General features: G+C 64.6%; 15 protein-coding genes. 3 read left to right on the plus strand and 12 right to left on the minus strand.

Features of this window, described 5'->3' with window-relative positions; all coding sequences use genetic code 11:
- Nucleotides 1–34: 34 nt before the first annotated feature.
- From RSPPHO_RS06510 to speD, 4 genes are all read right to left on the minus strand, one after another.
- Complete coding sequence (locus tag RSPPHO_RS06510; protein ID WP_041794664.1) at nucleotides 35–364, minus strand: hypothetical protein; 330 nt, start codon at nucleotides 362–364, stop codon at nucleotides 35–37.
- A 109-nt stretch (nucleotides 365–473) separates the two neighbouring features.
- Nucleotides 474–2,672, minus strand: a complete 2,199-nt coding sequence (locus RSPPHO_RS06515) for a methyl-accepting chemotaxis protein (RefSeq protein ID WP_041794666.1) — start codon at nucleotides 2,670–2,672, stop codon at nucleotides 474–476.
- A gap of 319 nt (nucleotides 2,673–2,991) precedes the next feature.
- The gene (locus RSPPHO_RS06520; RefSeq protein WP_041796775.1) at nucleotides 2,992–4,116 is read right to left on the minus strand and encodes a type III PLP-dependent enzyme; all 1,125 of its coding nucleotides are present in this window, start codon (nucleotides 4,114–4,116) and stop codon (nucleotides 2,992–2,994) included.
- A 303-nt stretch (nucleotides 4,117–4,419) separates the two neighbouring features.
- Nucleotides 4,420–5,028, minus strand: a complete 609-nt coding sequence (speD, locus tag RSPPHO_RS06525) for an adenosylmethionine decarboxylase (RefSeq protein ID WP_014414473.1) — start codon at nucleotides 5,026–5,028, stop codon at nucleotides 4,420–4,422.
- 245 nt (nucleotides 5,029–5,273) lie between these two features.
- Here speD and speE point away from each other — a divergent pair, with 245 nt between their 5' ends.
- The 3 genes from speE to RSPPHO_RS06540 are packed head-to-tail and all read left to right on the plus strand — an operon-like array spanning nucleotide 5,274 to nucleotide 7,615.
- Entirely contained in the window at nucleotides 5,274–6,122 is an 849-nt protein-coding gene (gene speE, locus RSPPHO_RS06530) for a polyamine aminopropyltransferase (protein ID WP_014414474.1), read from the plus strand.
- Nucleotides 6,123–6,161: 39 nt separating this feature from the next.
- Nucleotides 6,162–6,986, plus strand: coding sequence for a nucleoside triphosphate pyrophosphohydrolase (gene mazG / locus RSPPHO_RS06535; RefSeq protein ID WP_014414475.1), 825 nt, complete (start codon nucleotides 6,162–6,164; stop codon nucleotides 6,984–6,986).
- 29 nt (nucleotides 6,987–7,015) lie between these two features.
- Entirely contained in the window at nucleotides 7,016–7,615 is a 600-nt protein-coding gene (locus tag RSPPHO_RS06540) for a hypothetical protein (RefSeq protein ID WP_242390586.1), read from the plus strand.
- A gap of 55 nt (nucleotides 7,616–7,670) precedes the next feature.
- Here RSPPHO_RS06540 and RSPPHO_RS06545 read toward each other — a convergent pair whose 3' ends face one another.
- The 8 genes from RSPPHO_RS06545 to RSPPHO_RS06580 all read right to left on the minus strand — a co-directional run bounded on the left by RSPPHO_RS06545 (nucleotide 7,671) and on the right by RSPPHO_RS06580 (nucleotide 16,944).
- Nucleotides 7,671–8,489 (minus strand): inositol monophosphatase family protein, encoded by an 819-nt coding sequence (locus RSPPHO_RS06545; protein ID WP_014414477.1) that lies wholly within the window; start codon nucleotides 8,487–8,489, stop codon nucleotides 7,671–7,673.
- A gap of 69 nt (nucleotides 8,490–8,558) precedes the next feature.
- Entirely contained in the window at nucleotides 8,559–9,875 is a 1,317-nt protein-coding gene (hflX, locus tag RSPPHO_RS06550) for a GTPase HflX (protein WP_014414478.1), read from the minus strand.
- Nucleotides 9,876–9,880: 5 nt separating this feature from the next.
- Complete coding sequence (hfq, locus tag RSPPHO_RS06555) at nucleotides 9,881–10,138, minus strand: RNA chaperone Hfq (protein ID WP_041794669.1); 258 nt, start codon at nucleotides 10,136–10,138, stop codon at nucleotides 9,881–9,883.
- A 100-nt stretch (nucleotides 10,139–10,238) separates the two neighbouring features.
- Nucleotides 10,239–10,958 carry an HAD family hydrolase gene (locus RSPPHO_RS06560; RefSeq protein ID WP_014414480.1) on the minus strand — a complete coding sequence of 240 codons (720 nt, stop codon included), beginning with the start codon at nucleotides 10,956–10,958 and terminating at the stop codon, nucleotides 10,239–10,241.
- The gene (locus RSPPHO_RS06565) at nucleotides 10,945–11,826 is read right to left on the minus strand and encodes a D-amino-acid transaminase (RefSeq protein WP_041794670.1); all 882 of its coding nucleotides are present in this window, start codon (nucleotides 11,824–11,826) and stop codon (nucleotides 10,945–10,947) included. Before RSPPHO_RS06565 ends, RSPPHO_RS06560 begins: the two co-directional genes overlap by 14 nt.
- A gap of 28 nt (nucleotides 11,827–11,854) precedes the next feature.
- Nucleotides 11,855–13,234, minus strand: coding sequence for a Trk system potassium transporter TrkA (trkA, locus tag RSPPHO_RS06570; protein ID WP_014414482.1), 1,380 nt, complete (start codon nucleotides 13,232–13,234; stop codon nucleotides 11,855–11,857).
- A gap of 43 nt (nucleotides 13,235–13,277) precedes the next feature.
- Nucleotides 13,278–14,666: a nitrogen assimilation response regulator NtrX gene (ntrX, locus tag RSPPHO_RS06575; protein WP_014414483.1), complete on the minus strand. Its 1,389-nt coding sequence runs from the start codon at nucleotides 14,664–14,666 to the stop codon at nucleotides 13,278–13,280.
- Complete coding sequence (locus RSPPHO_RS06580; RefSeq protein WP_014414484.1) at nucleotides 14,656–16,944, minus strand: sensor histidine kinase NtrY-like; 2,289 nt, start codon at nucleotides 16,942–16,944, stop codon at nucleotides 14,656–14,658. Before RSPPHO_RS06580 ends, ntrX begins: the two co-directional genes overlap by 11 nt.
- Nucleotides 16,945–16,953: the final 9 nt, after the last annotated feature.

Below are 16,953 nucleotides of genomic sequence, written 5' to 3' on the forward strand. Positions count from 1 at the left end.
GGGGAGGTGCGGCCTCCCCAGCCCCCTGCTGCCTTCATTTCTCGAAGGTATACCCCCCCAAGTCGCAGGCATCCAGGGCGTCTTCCTCCAAAACCTCGCCGTTGGCGAAGGTCCCGCGCACATCATAGGTGCAAGACGGCATGCCGTTGGGGATCAGAACCTGGGTTTCGACTCCACGGGGCAGCCGGTGCTTGAGCAGGTTGCGCCCCCAGTCGTCGTTGCCGGCGGGCGCAACCTGAAAGGCCACAAGGTCGCTGTCCACAGCATTCAAGAGGGTGAATTCCAAATCCTCAGCCCAGGCGCTGGGCGCCAGGAAAACGACGCCCAGGGCCACGCCCCCGAGCCGACGCCGATACGCACGCATGGACACGTCCCCTCCCCTCGCCGCCCTGATTCCGAGCGCGGCGATTATAGCCCTTGTCCTCAAAAAGACGAGGGGTCTGGGGAGAGCGCGCCTCCCCAGCCTTCATTTCCTATCCCCGATAAGCCAAGCGCAGCCCCCCCCAGTGCTCACCTTGGAGGGTGATCGGGACGTCCACTTCCTTGAGAAACACCACCTTGCCGCCGCCCATATTGCGATCATACGTCTGGAAGAACACTGGTTCGCGATTATGCGCGGCCAACAGGCCGGCGCGATCATCAAAAATGCGGCGGTTACGAGCGTTGGCCGTGTTCCACACCGGATCATCGGGCCGCTGAGGTTTGCTGTAGGCGGCGTTGTGGGTGGGAATGTAGGCGTTGCGGTCGATGGCGACGCAAAAAACAATGTCGGGAAGTCGCGTCACGGCTCCGTCAAGCACCGCTGGCAACACCCGGTCGGCGAAATCGAGGAAGCGGGTGCGCATCTGGACCGGATCGGTTCCAGGAATCGGCTCGTAGTTTTCGTCAAACAGCTCATCGCGTCCGATCTTGCGGGTCCGCAGGCCGTCCTCGAACAGGCGGATCACAGTAGCGGCGACCTCTTGGCACAAGGCCGCCATGCGGTCATCTCGAGCTTTGATAGCCTTGAGGGCATCGCCCAAGTCCTGACGCTGGGTGGTATTAAGGCTGGTGAACTGAACATGGGTTGCTGTCCCCGAGGGCATAAGGACCCGACACGCCACCTCGCCCAGGGAGGCCGGCGTGGATAGGGTGAGGGTCAACGATGTTCCCATCGGCCAAGACCGGGGCTGTTGCCCATCGCGGGACCGGATCAGGGCGCCGGCCGTGGATAGATCGACGATCATGATGGGGTGGCTGACGCTGTTGGACTCGCGAACATTGGCCTCAATGGCCACGGGCACCCGGACATGGGTGTCGTGGGTGGTGGAGGTTCGGACAATCCCCATGATCCGGTCGCGCAACACCGCCATGTCGCGTTTGAGGCCGTCGGACATGTCGGTCAGGCAATCCGAGCTGCTGTTGTTGGCTTCGGCCTGCTGGGCGATGTCGCGCATGCGCTCGGCGACGCGCGCCGCCCCTTGCGCTGCGCCGTTCACACAGCGGGCGATATCGTCCGAGGCGGCTTGCTGTTCGCGCGCGGCCAGGGCGATTTCCCCGGCAGCGCGTTCCATGTCGGTGATCGAGCGCACCACGGTCTCGATACGCCCGGCAGTGCTCACCGTGCCCTGATGGATTTCCTGGGCTCGGGCCGAGACATCGCCAATGCTGGCATCGGTCTGGCTGGCCAGGGTTTTGACCTCGCCGGCCACCACAGCAAAGCCCCGGCCGGCATCGCCTGCCCGCGCCGCCTCGATGGCGGCATTCAGGGCCAGAAGGCGGGTTTGGGCGGCAATGGTGCGGATCAGGTGGACAACATCGGCGATTTGGTCAGCGGCGCCTTGCAAATCGGCCACCGTATCCGAGGCCAGCCGGGCATTATCGGCCATGGCGCGCGACGCATCGGCGGTGCCCTCGATCCGCTGGGCGATGGCGGCCCCCAGGGTGTGAAGCTGCATGGCCGCCGAGGCAACGGACTGGATTTCCACCGCAACCTGGGTGGCGGTCTGGGCCAACTCGGCGGCAATCTGATCCAGGGCTTCTGAACGCTTGGCAACCTGCCCGGCGATTTGATTGAAACGCGCGGCCTTGTGGCCGATTTCCGCAACCGTATTAATGGCTTCGCGCTCCAGCATATCGGACAAGCTGAGGATTTCGCTTTCCACCAGGGCCGCGACGCCCCGATGCTCGTAGGAGCCCACCGACTGGCCCATGTCGAAGAACAAGGCGCGCAGCACCGCAATGATCGCCTCGCGTGCCTCGGCCGGGCGGCGGTGCTGCTCTAGCACGGTCCCGACGAACAACTCGGCCTGCTTCAAGGTTCCGCCGATAAACCACTCGGGAGACAGGCCAATGCGCTCGTGGGCCAAGCCGACCCGCTTGGCCGCCTCCTGATGCTGGGGGCCGGCGGGGGCGGCGAACAGGGTCCGCCAGTGCTCTTGCTGGAGTTTTTTAAGGCGTTCGACCCCGCCCGAGGCGTTGATGCTCTCGGTCATGGCGGGGTCGGCCATGACATGGTCGTAGAAGGCCCGCGCGTGTCCGGGAAGGACGCCTTCAAACCGCTCACCCAATCGTTTCAAGGTGGCGCAACAGGCCCGATCCAAGCCATGAAACGCGCGCAGACGCTCGTATTCCTCATTTGTTTCGCCCTGGCCGAAGCCGTGCTGGGCGTGGCCTCCCTGCCGCATGGTCATCCCTTTCTCTTCCTCCCCGCACACCACCAAGCCCCCTGCCTCAAGGCATTTTTGTTTTGTTTCCCGCAGGCCGAAGAACACTGTCTTGGCCCTCGAGTCCCAAGGCCGGGAGACCTAAGGGTAAATAGGCATAATTAAGCGAAAAACCAGCTTTTCTGCTATACTGCAAGGGGTATTGTGAGGGGGCGACGAGGAAGGTCGCAAGGGGGCATAAGCGCAAGCGCTCTACCTGCAAACCCGATTGTGTTGGCATTCAGGCAGAATCAAACAGTCCGGGGAGGCGCTGCTTCCCCGGACCGCTCCGTTCTTTAAGAGGCTCTTAGAGGTAGTGGGCCTTGATCGGCGAAAAGCCGTTGAAGCCCACCGAGGCGTAGGTGGTGGTATAGGCACCGGCCGAGAGCAGGCGCAGGCGGTCGCCGGCGCGCAGGCTCAAGGGCAGTCGAATGCCGCTCTTGTCATAAAGGATGTCCACGCTGTCGCAGGTCGGGCCCGCCAGGATCACCGGACCGTCCGGGTCACCGTCGCGGGGGGACACCATGGGGTAGACGATCGCCTCCCCCTCGGTCTCGGCCAGACCGTTAAAGCGTCCGGCATCGACATACACCCAGCGGCGCTCCTCGGCTTGGTCCTTGCGCGACACCAGCACCACCTCGGTTTCCAAGATGCCGGCGTTACCGCCCATGTAGCGGCCGGGCTCGACGATCAGGCGCGGACGGGTCGGGAACAGGCGGCCGACGGTCTCCTGGATTTTGGCCCCATAAGCCTCAACAGTCATGACCGGGGCGCCGTAGGGCGTGGGCAGCCCTCCCCCCAAGTTGACCATGCCCAGGTGAATGCCGTCCTCGGCCAGCTCGGCGAACAGGCCGGCGACCAGGGAGAGGGCCACATCCCACTGCCCCGGGTCGTTTTGCTGCGAGCCGACGTGAAAGGACAGGCCATGCGGCTCCAGCCCCAGGCTTTGGGCCTTGCGCAGCAGGTCGCCGGCCATGCGCACCGAGCAGCCAAACTTGCGCGACAGCGGCCACTGGGCGCCCTTGTTATCGACGAACAGGCGGCAGAACACCTGAGAGCCCGGGGCATGCTGGGCGATCTTCTCCAGCTCTTCCTCGGCGTCGAAGGCGTAAAGGCGCACGCCGCGCTCATAGGCGGCGGCGATGTCACGGGCCTTTTTGATGGTATTGCCATACGAGATGCGCGCCGGATCGGCGCCCACATCCAGGCACATGTCGATTTCGGGCAGGCTCGCGGTGTCGAAGGACGAGCCCAGACCGACGAGGCGGGCCAGCAGCGGGCGGGCCGGATTGGCCTTGACGGCGTAGAACACCTCGGCCTCGGGCAGCGCCGCGCGCAAGCGGCGGAAGTTGTCCTCAACGACGTCGAGGTCCACCACCAAGCAGGGGGTTTGCGGTTCTTCGGCCAGGAAGGCCGCCATCTTGGCGGTCAGGCCCGGGGCCACCCACTGCGGGGCGGGGGCCACCAAGCTCAACGTCGGGGCGCTGGCGCGCTCCTCGCACTCGAGGTCCGGGAGGGCGGAGGGGGCATCGGCGAAAAAGGCATGGGAACGCATCGGACTCTCCACTAAAGGGAAGCCCGGTCTTCGGCCCGTGACGGCCCCGGCAGGGGACGGCGCTCGGTGCAAGAAGTTGCCGGATGAGCAGAAGGGAAGCGACGGGCAGGGAAAGGCCCTCACGCCCCCCTGCTCCGGGATCGCTCAACGAAGACGCACCAACGACCGTCGTAACGGACGTTAGATCATGCCGCGTTTATGTTCGGAAAGGTTGGCCTGGCCGGCCTTGAACGCCTCGCGGAACACCGGAACCGCCCGCAAAGGCTGGGCGTTGCCGCACATAAAAATATCGAGGGCCGCGTAGCCGCACTCGGGCCACGTATGGATGCTGATGTGCGACTCTGCCAACACCGCCACCCCGGACACCCCGCCATTGGGCGAGAAGTGATGCAGATGGATGTGCAACAAAGTGGCCCCAGCCACGTCCACGGCATGACGCATGGCGCGCTCGATCAGGTCAATGTCATCCAGGCCGGTGGCATTCCACAGGTCCAGAATCAAATGCCTGCCCGCGAACGTTAGACCATTCTCGGTGATAAAATGGTCTAATCTGTCGTCACTCAAGGGGAGTTGGGACTCGACAACCTTAAGAGCGACGGACGGAACGGATCTTACCTCTGCTCGGGCTTCGCGGGCCTCCGCTTCAGTATTCACCGCCAATTGGGGGGATGCGTGACGCATATTCTCAATCCCTCTAACCAGCGTTGAACCCGAAGGGTCTTGTTTCGTGGTGAACAAGCCTCGTGTGTGGTGTGAACCCAAAAACAAACGCACCCCCCAAAACATCATCCCGGGTCAGGTGCGCTTTATTCGGAAGGGGACCTTACCCCTTTTTCCCCCCCACGCAAGAGGAAAACGGTCCCCGGGCCAAAATGTCATGATCGGCGACCAGGCGGGCGTGTCCTCCAGGAAGGGAGGGGCCTGGGGAGGCCGCGCTCCCCAGCCTGTCCTTTAAAAGGTTGCGCCAGGGCCGGGAGTGAGGTTTCCTGCCCCGACTCCCCCTTTCCACCCCCTATAAGCGACTCAAGAGCACCATGACCGACGACTGGATTGCCGAAACCCTTCATCCCGCCTGGCGCCAAACCTTTCTGGCTTCGCGCGTCCTGTACCGCGAAAAGACGGATCTGCAGGATCTGGTGATCCTTGAGAATCCGACCTTTGGCCGGGTGATGTTGCTTGATGGCGTGACCCAACTGACCGAGCGCGATGAGTTTGTCTATCACGAAATGATGGCCCACGTGCCGCTGATCGGCCACGGCGCCGCCCGCCGCGTTCTGATCATCGGCGGCGGCGACGGAGGCACCTTGCGCGAGGTTCTGCGTCACCCGGGCGTCGAACAGGCCACCATGGTGGAAATCGACCGCTCGGTGGTCGATCGCGGCCTGGAGTACATGCCCTCGGTGAGCGCCGGCGCCTTCGACGACCCCCGCACCCACCTGCTGATCGCCGATGGCATCCGCTTCGTGGCCGAGACCACCGAGCGCTTCGATGTGATCTTGGTCGATTCCACCGACCCCACCGGCCCGGCCGCTGGGCTGTTCACTCCCGAGTTTTATGCCGACTGCAAGCGCTGCCTGACCGAGGGCGGCATTTTGGTGGTGCAGGCGGGCGTCCCCTTCCTCCAGCCTGACGAGTTGCCCCGCGTGCAGGCTAATCTCCGCCAGAGCTTCGCTTCTGTGGGCGCCTATGTCCTGGCCGCTCCCACCTATGTCGGGGGCTTCATGACCCTGGGGTGGGCTAGCGACGACGCCAGTCGGGCCGTCCCCGCCCCCGAGGTCATCACCGCCCGGGTCCAGGCGGCCGGCCTGACCCAGACACGCTATTATACCGACAACGTTCACGCCGCCGCCTTCGCCCTGCCCGCCTTTATCGGCAAGGCGTAACGACACGCCGTCGCTTCCCTGCTCTGGAGACCTGTTGTCATGGCCCCTTCCCCGATCGACCGCCTGCGCGCGATCATGGTCCGCCTGCGCGATCCCGAAACGGGATGCCCCTGGGACAAGGTGCAGACCTTTGCCAGCATCGCCCCCCATACCCTTGAAGAAGCGTATGAAGTGGTCGATGCCATCGAGCGGGGAACGACAGCGGATCTGCGTGATGAACTGGGCGACCTGCTCTTTCAGGTCGTCTATCACGCCTGCCTTGCCGAGGAGCAGGGCCTGTTCACCTTCGACGACGTGGCCACCGCCATGGCCGACAAGCTGGTCCGTCGCCATCCCCACGTGTTTGGCGACGAGGCCGTGCGCGACGCCCAGGCGCAAACCCAGGCCTGGGAGCGCCAGAAGGCCGCCGAGCGCGCGGCCCGGGCTGCGGCCAGCGGCCAAGCCCCCAGCGTCCTTGATGGCGTGACCCAGGCCCTGCCCGCCTTGTCCCGGGCGCAAAAACTGGGCCAGCGCGTGGCGCCTGTCGGCTTTGACTGGCCGACCCCGGCCGCCGTCTTTGAAAAGCTGGACGAGGAAGTCCGCGAGCTTCAGGATGAACTAACGGCAGGCAGCGATCCCGAGCTGGTGGCCGGCGAACTGGGCGACATGCTCTTTGTCGTCGCCCAACTCGCCCGTAAGCTGGGCCAGGACCCGGAGCGGGCCTTGCGTCTGGCCAACGCCAAGTTCGAGCGTCGCTTCCGTCATGTCGAGGCCGGCCTCGCCGCCCGCGGCCAGTCCCCGGCCGATGCCACCTTGGACGAAATGGAGGAGCTATGGGCCGATGCCAAACGGCGCGAACGCAGCGGCAAGACCGCTCTCGCCTGAGCGCCTGCGCCCCGCGTCTGGGCGCCCTCTTGGCTTGTCTCGTTCTCCTGACCTCATGCTGGCTGCCCGATCACTTCCTGGCCGAGGTGCGCTTGGGACGGAACGGAGATTACGCCCTGACCTACAAGGGAGAGCTGGTGTGGGCACCGCTGGTGCAGGAGATCAAGGGCAAGAAGCTCTCGGCGGTGGAGATTCAGGAAAAAACCCAAGCCCTTCTGCGCGATCTCAAGCGCGACAATGGGTTCAAGGAGATTCGATCCCTGGGTCAGGGGCGCTTTGCCGTCTTGTATGAGCGATCGGGACGCCTGGGGCCGCGCGACCAGATGGTATTTGTCCGCCGCACCGATCCCCTGATCATCATCGAAACCTTCGAGGATGGCCGGGCCATGGTCCGCTCCCAGGCCCTCAAGTCCTCCCAGCGCGAGCAGATCGCCCAGGCCGGCTTGCATGTCACGGGCAAGTTCCGGGTGGTGACCGATGCCAAGCCTCTGCGCGGCAACCCCAAGCACGTGACGGCCCGGGGGTTCCAGAACTTCGTGGCCTATGATTGGGATATCAGCTTGAGCGCCGAGCGGCCGGTTTTGGAGGTGGACCTCAAGTCTTCGGCGCCGCCTCCGGTGGAGAGGTAAAAGGAAGGCCGGGAAGGCGTGGCCTCCCCAGACCCCTCCAATCCCGGGGGATCTCTCAAGGGGAACGAGGGGTCTGGGGAGGCCGCGCCTCCCCGGCCTTATCGGATAAAAGGGCGGCGAGCCTAGTCCAGGTCGGTTCATCGCGGGCCAGGAGGGGGTGGCCCTCGGACAGAGTCGGGGCGTAGGCCCGGCCATCATGCAGGCGAGCGGCGCCGCCCGCCTCCTGGATCATCAATATCCCGGCGGCATGATCCCAGACCTTCATGCGGGTGAAGGCGGCAAAGTCAGCGGTGCCGGCCAGCATGGCGAGATAGGCATGCGCGGCGGAGCCGACCCGCTCGACCCGCACATGAGGCTCCAGGGCGCGTTGAAACGGCCGGCCGCCCACGTGGCCGACCAGGGCCGCCGAGGGGAGCGCCGGGGTCAGGTGCACGGGCTGGCCGGCACACCACGTTCCCCCGCCGGACACGGCGACGGTCGTGCGCCGTTCCAGGCAATGGTCGATCCACCCCATGAGGGTCTGCCCCTGGTGAACCAGGGCGACGATGCAGGCGAACAGCGGGTGGCCCGCAGCAAAGTTGCCGGTGCCATCCACGGGATCAATCACCCAGACCGGATCCGCCTCCCTCAAGGCCCGCAAGCCCTCAGGATGGGCATGGATGGCCTCCTCGCCAACCACCTGGGATCCTGGCAGCAACTCGGTCAGGCGGCGTGACAAGGCGACCTCGGCCCGAAGATCGGCCTCGGTGACCAAGTCCTGCGGTCCGGTCTTGGTCCGCACATCCCCAGGCCCCAGGGCGCGAAAGCGCGGCAGAACCTCGTCGTCCACGACCTCGCGGATCACCTGCGTGACCGTGTCTGGATCAATCCGCATGCCTCCAGACCTCCCCTTTATCCCCTCAAGAAACGCGGGGTCTGGGGAGGCCGCGCCTCCCCAGCCTTTCTAAAATAACGTGTCCGGCGGACTGGGCGGCCGGTAGGCCGGCGGCAGACGCCCGACATCGGCGGGGTCGAGCCGAACCGTCAACACACAGTGGTCCTCGTCATCCCGACGTTCCAGCACCTCGCCCTTGCGGTACAACCACGCCAAGGTGGCTCCATCCTCCAAGGGAAGACGCACCTCCAGAACCAGACGGGCCAACGCCAAGCGGGCGTCGATCCGGGCCAGCAGCCGATCCAGCCCCTCGCCGGTCAAGGCCGAGAGCATGACCTGATCGCTATCAGGCGCCAAGTCTTCCTCCAGCCGGGCACGCTCCTCGGGGTCGAGACAATCGGCTTTATTCAAGGCCTCCAGGGGCTGACGCTCCTCCAGGTCCATGCCGCGCAAGACGTCTTCGACGTCGGCTTTCTGGGCCTCGGTGTCGAGCCCGGCGATGTCGCGCACATGCACGATCACATCGGCGGCCTGAACCTCTTCCAAGGTGGCGCGGAAGGCGGCGACCAGTTCGTGCGGCAGGTCGGAGACAAAGCCCACCGTGTCCGACAAGATCACCTTGCGTCCCGAGGGCAGGTCAAGGGCCCGCATGGTCGGGTCCAAGGTGGCGAACAGCATGTCCTTCGCGAGCACGCCACCGGCGGTCAACTGGTTGAACAAGGTGGATTTGCCGGCGTTGGTATAGCCGACCAGGGCCACCACCGGATAAGGCACCCGCTTGCGGGCCTCGCGGTGCAGGCCCCGGGTGCGTCGCACCTCTTCCAGCTCGCGTTTGAGCCGGACGATGCGATCGTCAATCAAGCGGCGGTCGAGTTCGATCTGGGTTTCACCGGGCCCCCCCAGGAAGCCACTGCCGCCGCGCTGGCGTTCCAAGTGGGTCCAACTGCGCACCAAGCGCGAGCGCTGGTAGGTCAGGTGGGCCAGTTCGACCTGGAGCTTACCCTCGGCGGTGCGGGCCCGCTCGCCAAAGATTTCCAAGATCAGGCCGGTGCGGTCGATGACCTTGCACGCCCACTCCCGTTCGAGGTTGCGCTGCTGGATGGGGGTGAGCTGGGTATCGACGACCACCAGGGCAATCGACTCGCGCTCGACCTCCTCCTTGATCCGCTCCACGGCACCGCCGCCCAAGCAGGTGGCGGGCACCCGCCGGGTGAGCGGCACAACTTCGGCCAGCACCACGTCGAGGGTAATGGCCGTCGCAAGGCCTTTGGCTTCTTCCAGGCAATCTTGAGGGGAACGGGCCTTGGCGGGGCCCTTGCGCAGGCTGGGATGGAGAACCGCCGCCCGCGTGGGCGGGGGCGGCCCTTCGTACTCGAAGGTTGTCACCCGGGTCAGGCTCCCGCCTCGGCCTCGTCGCGGCTCGGCTCGAAGAGTTGCACGGGAGACGACGGCATGATGGTGGAAATGGCGTGCTTGTAGACAAGCTGGGTATGGCCATCGCGACGCAGCAGCAGGGAAAAATTGTCAAACCAAGTCACAATGCCCTGCAGTTTCACGCCATTGACCAGGAAAATGGTAACCGGCGCCTTGTTCTTGCGAATGTGGTTCAGAAAAACGTCTTGAACATTCTGGCTCTTTTCGGCCGGCATGGAAGGCCCTTTCACGCTCTCGTTCTTGTCCCTAAGGGAAGGGAGATCCCCGCCACCGGGGATGTCCTGATGTATCGCAGTGCGGCACGGCCCCTGGTTATCACCCCTGGGCGGTCTTTGCAAACGAAGCACCCGCGGTTTCCCCGACGGCCGCCACCAATGCCAGCACCGCGTCGCAGGACGTGACATGCCGACACGGTGGGGTTGCGCCGAACTCGCCGGGCCGGGGCGCCTCGGGGCGCAACAAGATCCCGGGGCCGCCCAGGGCATGAGCCAGCTCCATGTCCACCACGGCATCGCCCACCATCCAGACCTCGGGCCCTGGGGCCAGCCCCGAGGGAGCCAGGGCCTGAAAGGCGGGATCGGGTGCCGGCTTGTCGCGCGGGGCATCCCCTGCCCCGACCAACGCGTCAAACAGCTCGGCAATGCCTAACACCTGGGCCTCCTGGCGCAAAAGAGCGCCGGTCTTGTTGGAGACCACCCCCAGGCGGATCCCCTGCCCGCTCAACGCCCGTACCATGGCGAGCGCGCCGGGCAAGGGCACCAGCGCCTCCAGGTGGATCTCGCGAAACCGGGCCATGAAGATCTGGCCCGCCTCCTGCCACCTCTCCTTGAAGAGAAGCGGAAAGGCCTCGCGCATGGACAGGCCCACGCGGGTGCGGGTTTCCTCCAAGGTCCAGGGGGCGTGGCCCATAGCCACCAAGGTGGTGGTGATGGCCTCGTGGATGCAAGGCCAGGAATCCACCACCGTGTTGTCCCAGTCGAGGAGAACGGCCCGGGGAAAAACCAGGCTGTCCCCGGACAGATCAGTGTCCATCATACCACTTGGGCCCGCTCAAGGACTCCAGGAATTCCAGATAGCGGGCGCGCAGCCCCAGCGTCAGGGTCCCGGGCACGCCGTTGCCGATCACGGTCTCGTCGATGCGCACGACCGGCAGGGCGAAGGAGCCGGTCGAGGAGATGAACACCTCACGGGCGGCCTTGGCCTCGTCCAGGGTGAAGGAGCGTTCCTCGATCTGCATGCCCATGCCCAGCGCCAGCTCACGCAAGCGCGCGCGGGTGATCCCGGGCAGGATGTCATTGGACAGGGCCCGAGTGACCAGAACGCCGTCGCGGGTGATGATCCAGGCATTGGAGGAGGCGCATTCGGTCACGGTCCCATCGGAAGCGACCAGCAGGGCCTCGAACCCGCCCTCGTGATGGGCCTTTTCCTTGGCCAGCACATTGGGCAGCAAGGAGACGGTCTTGATGTCGCGCCGGCCCCAGCGGATGTCGGGCTGGCTATACACGCTCACGCCGCGCTCGGCGACCGCTTGCCCAGGCCCCAAGCCATTGCGGGCAGTCATCACCAGGGCGGGCGGGGTGACCTTGGGCGGGAACGGATGATTGCGCGGCCACACGCCTCGCGTCACCTGGATATACACAATGCCCGTGACCACCCGGTTGCGCCGCACCACTTGGCTTGCGACGAAATCGAGAGCGCGGCGACTCATGGGCATGGCGATGGAGAGCTCCCGCAAGGACCGCTCCAGCCGCTCCCAGTGACCCTCGGCATCAATGGGACGGCCCTTGTAGACGCCCGTCACCTCGTAGATGCCATCCGAAAACTGATAGCCGCGATCCTCGACATGAACCATGGCCTGACTGTGCGGCACATACCGGCCATTGACATAGGCAATGCGCGACATGGCGCGACTCCTTTTTTCACCCCAAAACCTAAAAGAACTCCAGCCGGACCGAGAAAAGCTTCTCGACTTTCTTGATGGCGGCCGAGGTGGCGAACAAAATAATGCGATCCCCCGCCTGGACAACCGTGGTGGCCCGGGGACTGATGACCGTGTCACCCCGCACGATCGCGCCCAGCAACACCCCAGCGGGCAGGTTGGCTTCCTTGAGCGGCTTGCCGACGAGCGGCGAGGTCTCCAGAGCGTCGGCCTCGATCAACTCGCCGTACCCCTCGTGGAGCGAGTGGACAGAGTGGATCCGCCCCCGGCGCACGTGCTGAAGGATCTTCGATACCGTGATGGCCCGCGGGTTGACCGCAACGTCAATGCCCAGCGCGCTGACCAAGCTGTTATAGGTGCTTTTGTTGACGAGAGTGATGGTTCTTTGGCAGCCGTGGCGTTTGGCCAGCAGAGAAGCCAGCACATTGGTTTCGTCCTCATTGGTCACGGCAATGACCGCCTCGGTCTGGGCTACACCCGCTTCCAGCAGCAAGTCGGGGTCGCGGGCATCGCCCATCAAGACGGTGGTGCGTCCGCTCAGGGTCTTGGCGACCCACTGGGCCCGTTCGCCATTGGCCTCGATGACCTTGACCGTGACCTGGGGGAAGTCCCGCTCCAGAGCCTGGGCTAGAAACAGGCCGATGTTGCCTCCTCCCAGCACCAGGACTCGCCGGGCCGCCCCTTCTTCGTGACCAAACGCCGACAAGGCCCGCTCGGTGCGATCCGAGGCCACGACGAAATAGACCTCGTCGCCGGGCAGCATTTGGTCGTCGGCGCTGGGCACATTGGCGCGCCCGTTGCGCACAATGCCGACCACGACGATGTTCAAGTCGGGAAACAACTGGGTCAACTGGCGCAGGGGCGTGTGGACCACCGGAGTTTTTTCGGTGCAGCGCACCCCCATCAGCCGCACCCGGTCATTGGCCAGGGGAATCACGTCCATGGCGCCCGGCACCAGGAGCCGCCGGGTCACCGCACGGGCCACTTCGATCTCGGGACTGATGATCACATCAATGGGCATGTTCTCGCGGGAGAACAAGTTAGCCCAGTGGGCTTGCAGATAACTTTGATTGCGCACCCGGGCCATCTTGGTGGGCACGTTGAACAGGGAATGGGCGACCTGACACGCCACCATGTTGACTTCGTCGGCGTGGGTGACGGCGATCAGCATGTCGGCATCGGCGGCCCCTGCCGCCTCCAACACATTGGGCAAGGAGGCATGCCCCAAGATCGCCTGCACGTCGAGGGCATCGGTCACCTGCCGGATCAGGTCGGGGCGCTGATCAATGATGGTGACGTCGTTGTTTTCGGCCGCCAGATAGCGGCCAATGGAAAAACCCACCTGACCCGCACCGCAGATGATGACTTTCATCGCTCAGACCTCGTGCCCAGAGGGAGGGGGAAAAAGGCCGCCCTCATCCTTTCAGACGATCCACGCCGGCCACGCCCAGACTCTTGAGCTTGCGGTGCAAGGCCGAGCGTTCCATGCCGACAAACTCGGCGGTGCGTGAAACGTTGCCGCCAAACCGAGTCACCTGGGCAATCAGGTAGTCACGCTCAAACATTTCGCGCGCCTCTCGCAAGGGCAGTGCCATGATTTCGCCGGAGCGGTCCAGGCGCAAGGAATCCGGCGTCACGGCGGTGATCTCGGAGGGCAGCATGTCGGCCCGAATGGGGTCGCGGACTTCCCCAGGGGCCATGATCAGCAGCCAGTCCATCACGTTGCGCAATTGGCGCACATTGCCCGGCCAGTCATAGGCCTGCATGGCGGCCAGGGCATCCTCGCCCAGAGGCCGGGGCACCAAGCCCGACACCTGGGCCGCGCGTTCCATGAAATGCAGGGCCAGGGCCTCCACATCCTCGCGCCGTTCCCGCAAGGGCGGCAGGCGCAAGGGCACCACATTCAGCCGATAAAACAGGTCCTCGCGAAAGCGCCCCTCGGCAATCTCGCGCTGGAGGTCTCGGTTGGTGCTAGCGATGACGCGCACATCCACCCGGATACGCCGCCCGCCCCCCAGGCGCTCGAAGGTCTGATCTTGCAAGATGCGCACGATCTTGCCCTGGGTCTCCAAGGGCATGTCGGCCACCTCGTCCAGCAGCAAGGTCCCCCCGTCGGCCTGCTCGAACAGACCGATCTTGCGCGGGCCGTCCCCCTCGGCTTCGGTCCCCAGCAACTCGGCTTCCATGCGGTCAGGGTGCATGGCTGCGCAGTTCACAACCACCAGGGGTTGGCTCGCCCGGGGGGAGCGGGTATGGATCATGCGCGCCACCACTTCCTTGCCGGTGCCCGGCGGCCCGGAAATCAAGACGCGCGACCCGGTGGGCGCGACCTTGGCCACGGTCTGAATGACCTGCTGCATGGCCGGGGCCGCTCCGATGAGGGCGACCTCGGGTCCCGCGCGCAGGCGCAACTCGGCGTTCTCCCGCTTTAGGCGCATGGTCTCGATGGCCCGCTGGATGATCAGCAGCAAGCGATCGGCCTTGAAGGGTTTTTCGATGAAGTCGAAGGCCCCTTGCTTGATGGCACTCACCGCCGTTTCGATGGTGCCATGGCCGCTGATCATCACCACCGGCAGCAGCGGATAATCACGCTTGAGCAGCTTTAGGACCTCCAGTCCATCAAGCCGGCTGCCTTGCATCCAGATGTCCAAGATGACCACCGAGGGAACGCGGTCGTCCACGGCGCGCAGACACGAATCGGCGTCCAGGGCCTCGCGGGTTTCATAGCCTTCATCCTCCAAGATGCCGGCGAGCATCATGCGGATGTCTTCTTCGTCATCGACGATCAGAATGTCATGCGCCATGGAAAGGCTTGGCCAAAGTCAGGGGCTCAGAGAGCAAGGTACCGGCCCCGTCTTGCCGCACGGCGAGAGACGGGGCGGAGGGGTCCAGGGGAAGCGTGAAAGAAATAACGGCACCGCCCTCAGGAGCGTTCTCCAGTATCAGAGTTCCCCCGTGGTCCTCCAGGATTTTCTTGACAATGGCGAGGCCCAGACCGGTCCCCTTGCTGCGCGTGGTCACATAAGGCTCGGTCAGGCGCATGGGCTCCATGTCGGGGGGCAGCCCCCGTCCATTATCGTGTAGGGCCACCGCAGCCCCCGTCTCAGTCACGCTCAGAGTGACCCGGATCCGTCCCTCTGGCAAGGGGGGCGCGCCCTCGGGAGGCCGCTCCCGCCCTTCAATGGCCTCCACGGCGTTTTTCAACAGATTGGTCAGGGCTTGGGAGATCTGGCGACTGTCGCAGGCCACCCGCACCGGCGCCGCAGGCAAAGAGGTTTCGTAGGCGATTCGTCCATAGGCCGAGCTTTGCAAGAATACCGCCTGCGAGACGATCTCCGCAAGGTCGGCCTCGCGAATCTCGGGGGCGGGCATGCGAGCAAAGGCGCTGAACTCGTCCACCATCTGACCAATATCACTCACGTGACGAACGATGATGTCGGTGCAGCGCGCAAAGGTTTCGGGATCTTCGGTGATCTGGCGCAAATACTTGCGCTTGAGCCGTTCAGCCGACAATTGGATGGGAGTCAGGGGGTTTTTGATCTCGTGGGCAATGCGTCGGGCCACATCCGCCCAAGCTGCCTTGCGCTGCGCCGCCTGGAGTTCGGTGATGTCATCAAACGTAAAGACAAAGCCCGTCACGCCATCCTCCGAGCACTCCGCCGCCACCCGGACCAGCACGGTCAGGGAACGCCGGGCCGGCGTGACCAGAACAATTTCCCGCTCCACCGGCCGGTCAGGCCGTTGCCGGGCATCGGTGAGCAAGGCCCCCAGGTCGGGCAAGACCGCGCCAATGGGCTGACCGATCCAGTTCTCCAGGGTCTCGCCCACCAAGGCTGTGGCCGAGGGATTGGGTAGTTTGATGCGGCCCTCGGGATCCACCCCGATCACACCGGCCGAGACGCCAGCCAGCACGGTTTCGGTAAAGCGGCGCCGTTCATCCAGCTCCTCGTTGGCGGCGGTCAGGCGGCGGTGTTGGCTTTCAAGCCGGGTGGTCATGCGGTTGAAGGCGCGGCCGAGCAAGGCCACTTCGTCGCTGGACAGGGTCTCGGGGACCCGCACCGCTAGGTTGCCTTCGCTGACCTTCTCGGCGGCGTCAACCAATTGCATGATTGGCCGGGCAAGGCGGTTGGCAATACTCATGCCCATCCAGATGGCCGCCAACAAAAGCAACAAAGAAACAACGATGTAGCTCAAGAAGTAAAGAATCTGAAGATGGGCGCTCTGGGCCTTAAATACCAGATATTCACCCACGGCGGCGTTGGCCTTTTCAATATGATCACTCACCGCAGGATCGACAAAACGCCCGATGTACAGGTAGGTCGAAGGCACGGCCAACTCAACCAAAGCGCGGACCCGGTCGTTGGCCTGCCCCGGCATCACCACCACTTCCCCCTTGTTGGCCTGCTCGATGAGAAAGGAGGGAACCTGTTCAAAACGCAGAGAAATCGTATATCCGGCCCGGCCGATCACCGTGCCGTCGGCGGTGAAGATCACCACTTCCGAAAGATTGCGGACCAAGGAAAGGGTACTGAGAAACTGGTTGAGAACCTGCTGATTCGGCAGGCGGCGCCATTCCCGATTGAGATCGTTGGCCATCAACGCGGCATCGCCGGCGATGGCGTTCAGGTGAGCCTTGAGATAAGCCTCGGCAACCTCCTGCGATTCCTCAATAGCGGTCGAAACCTTGTCATCAAACCAGCTCTCGAAGCCCAGTTGAAAAGCCAGGGCCGAAAACACCGCCAGCAAGATCGCCGGGGTAATGGCCACGGCGCTGAACAACACCGTCAGGCGCACGTGCAGGCGCGAACTGGCGCGGCCGGTGCGCCGCTCCGTCCACAGCCGCACCCCCGAGCGCAGCACCAGGACCCCCAGCACCAAGATGATGACCAGATCGACGTTGAGCAGCACCCAAATGGCCCGGGAGTTCGGCGTCGGGTTGGACAGCACATAAAACGTGACCGCCCCGCTGACCAGGGCGGCCAGGAACAGCACCACGGCAAGCCCCCGGGCCAACCGCAACCGCCGCGCCCAGACGGCCAGCCGCTGCACCCGCCGCCGCAGGGCATGACGACGATGTCTCACGGTCTTTCC

The sequence above is a fragment of the Pararhodospirillum photometricum DSM 122 genome, assembly GCF_000284415.1.
Classification (GTDB): Bacteria; Pseudomonadota; Alphaproteobacteria; order Rhodospirillales; family Rhodospirillaceae; genus Pararhodospirillum; species Pararhodospirillum photometricum.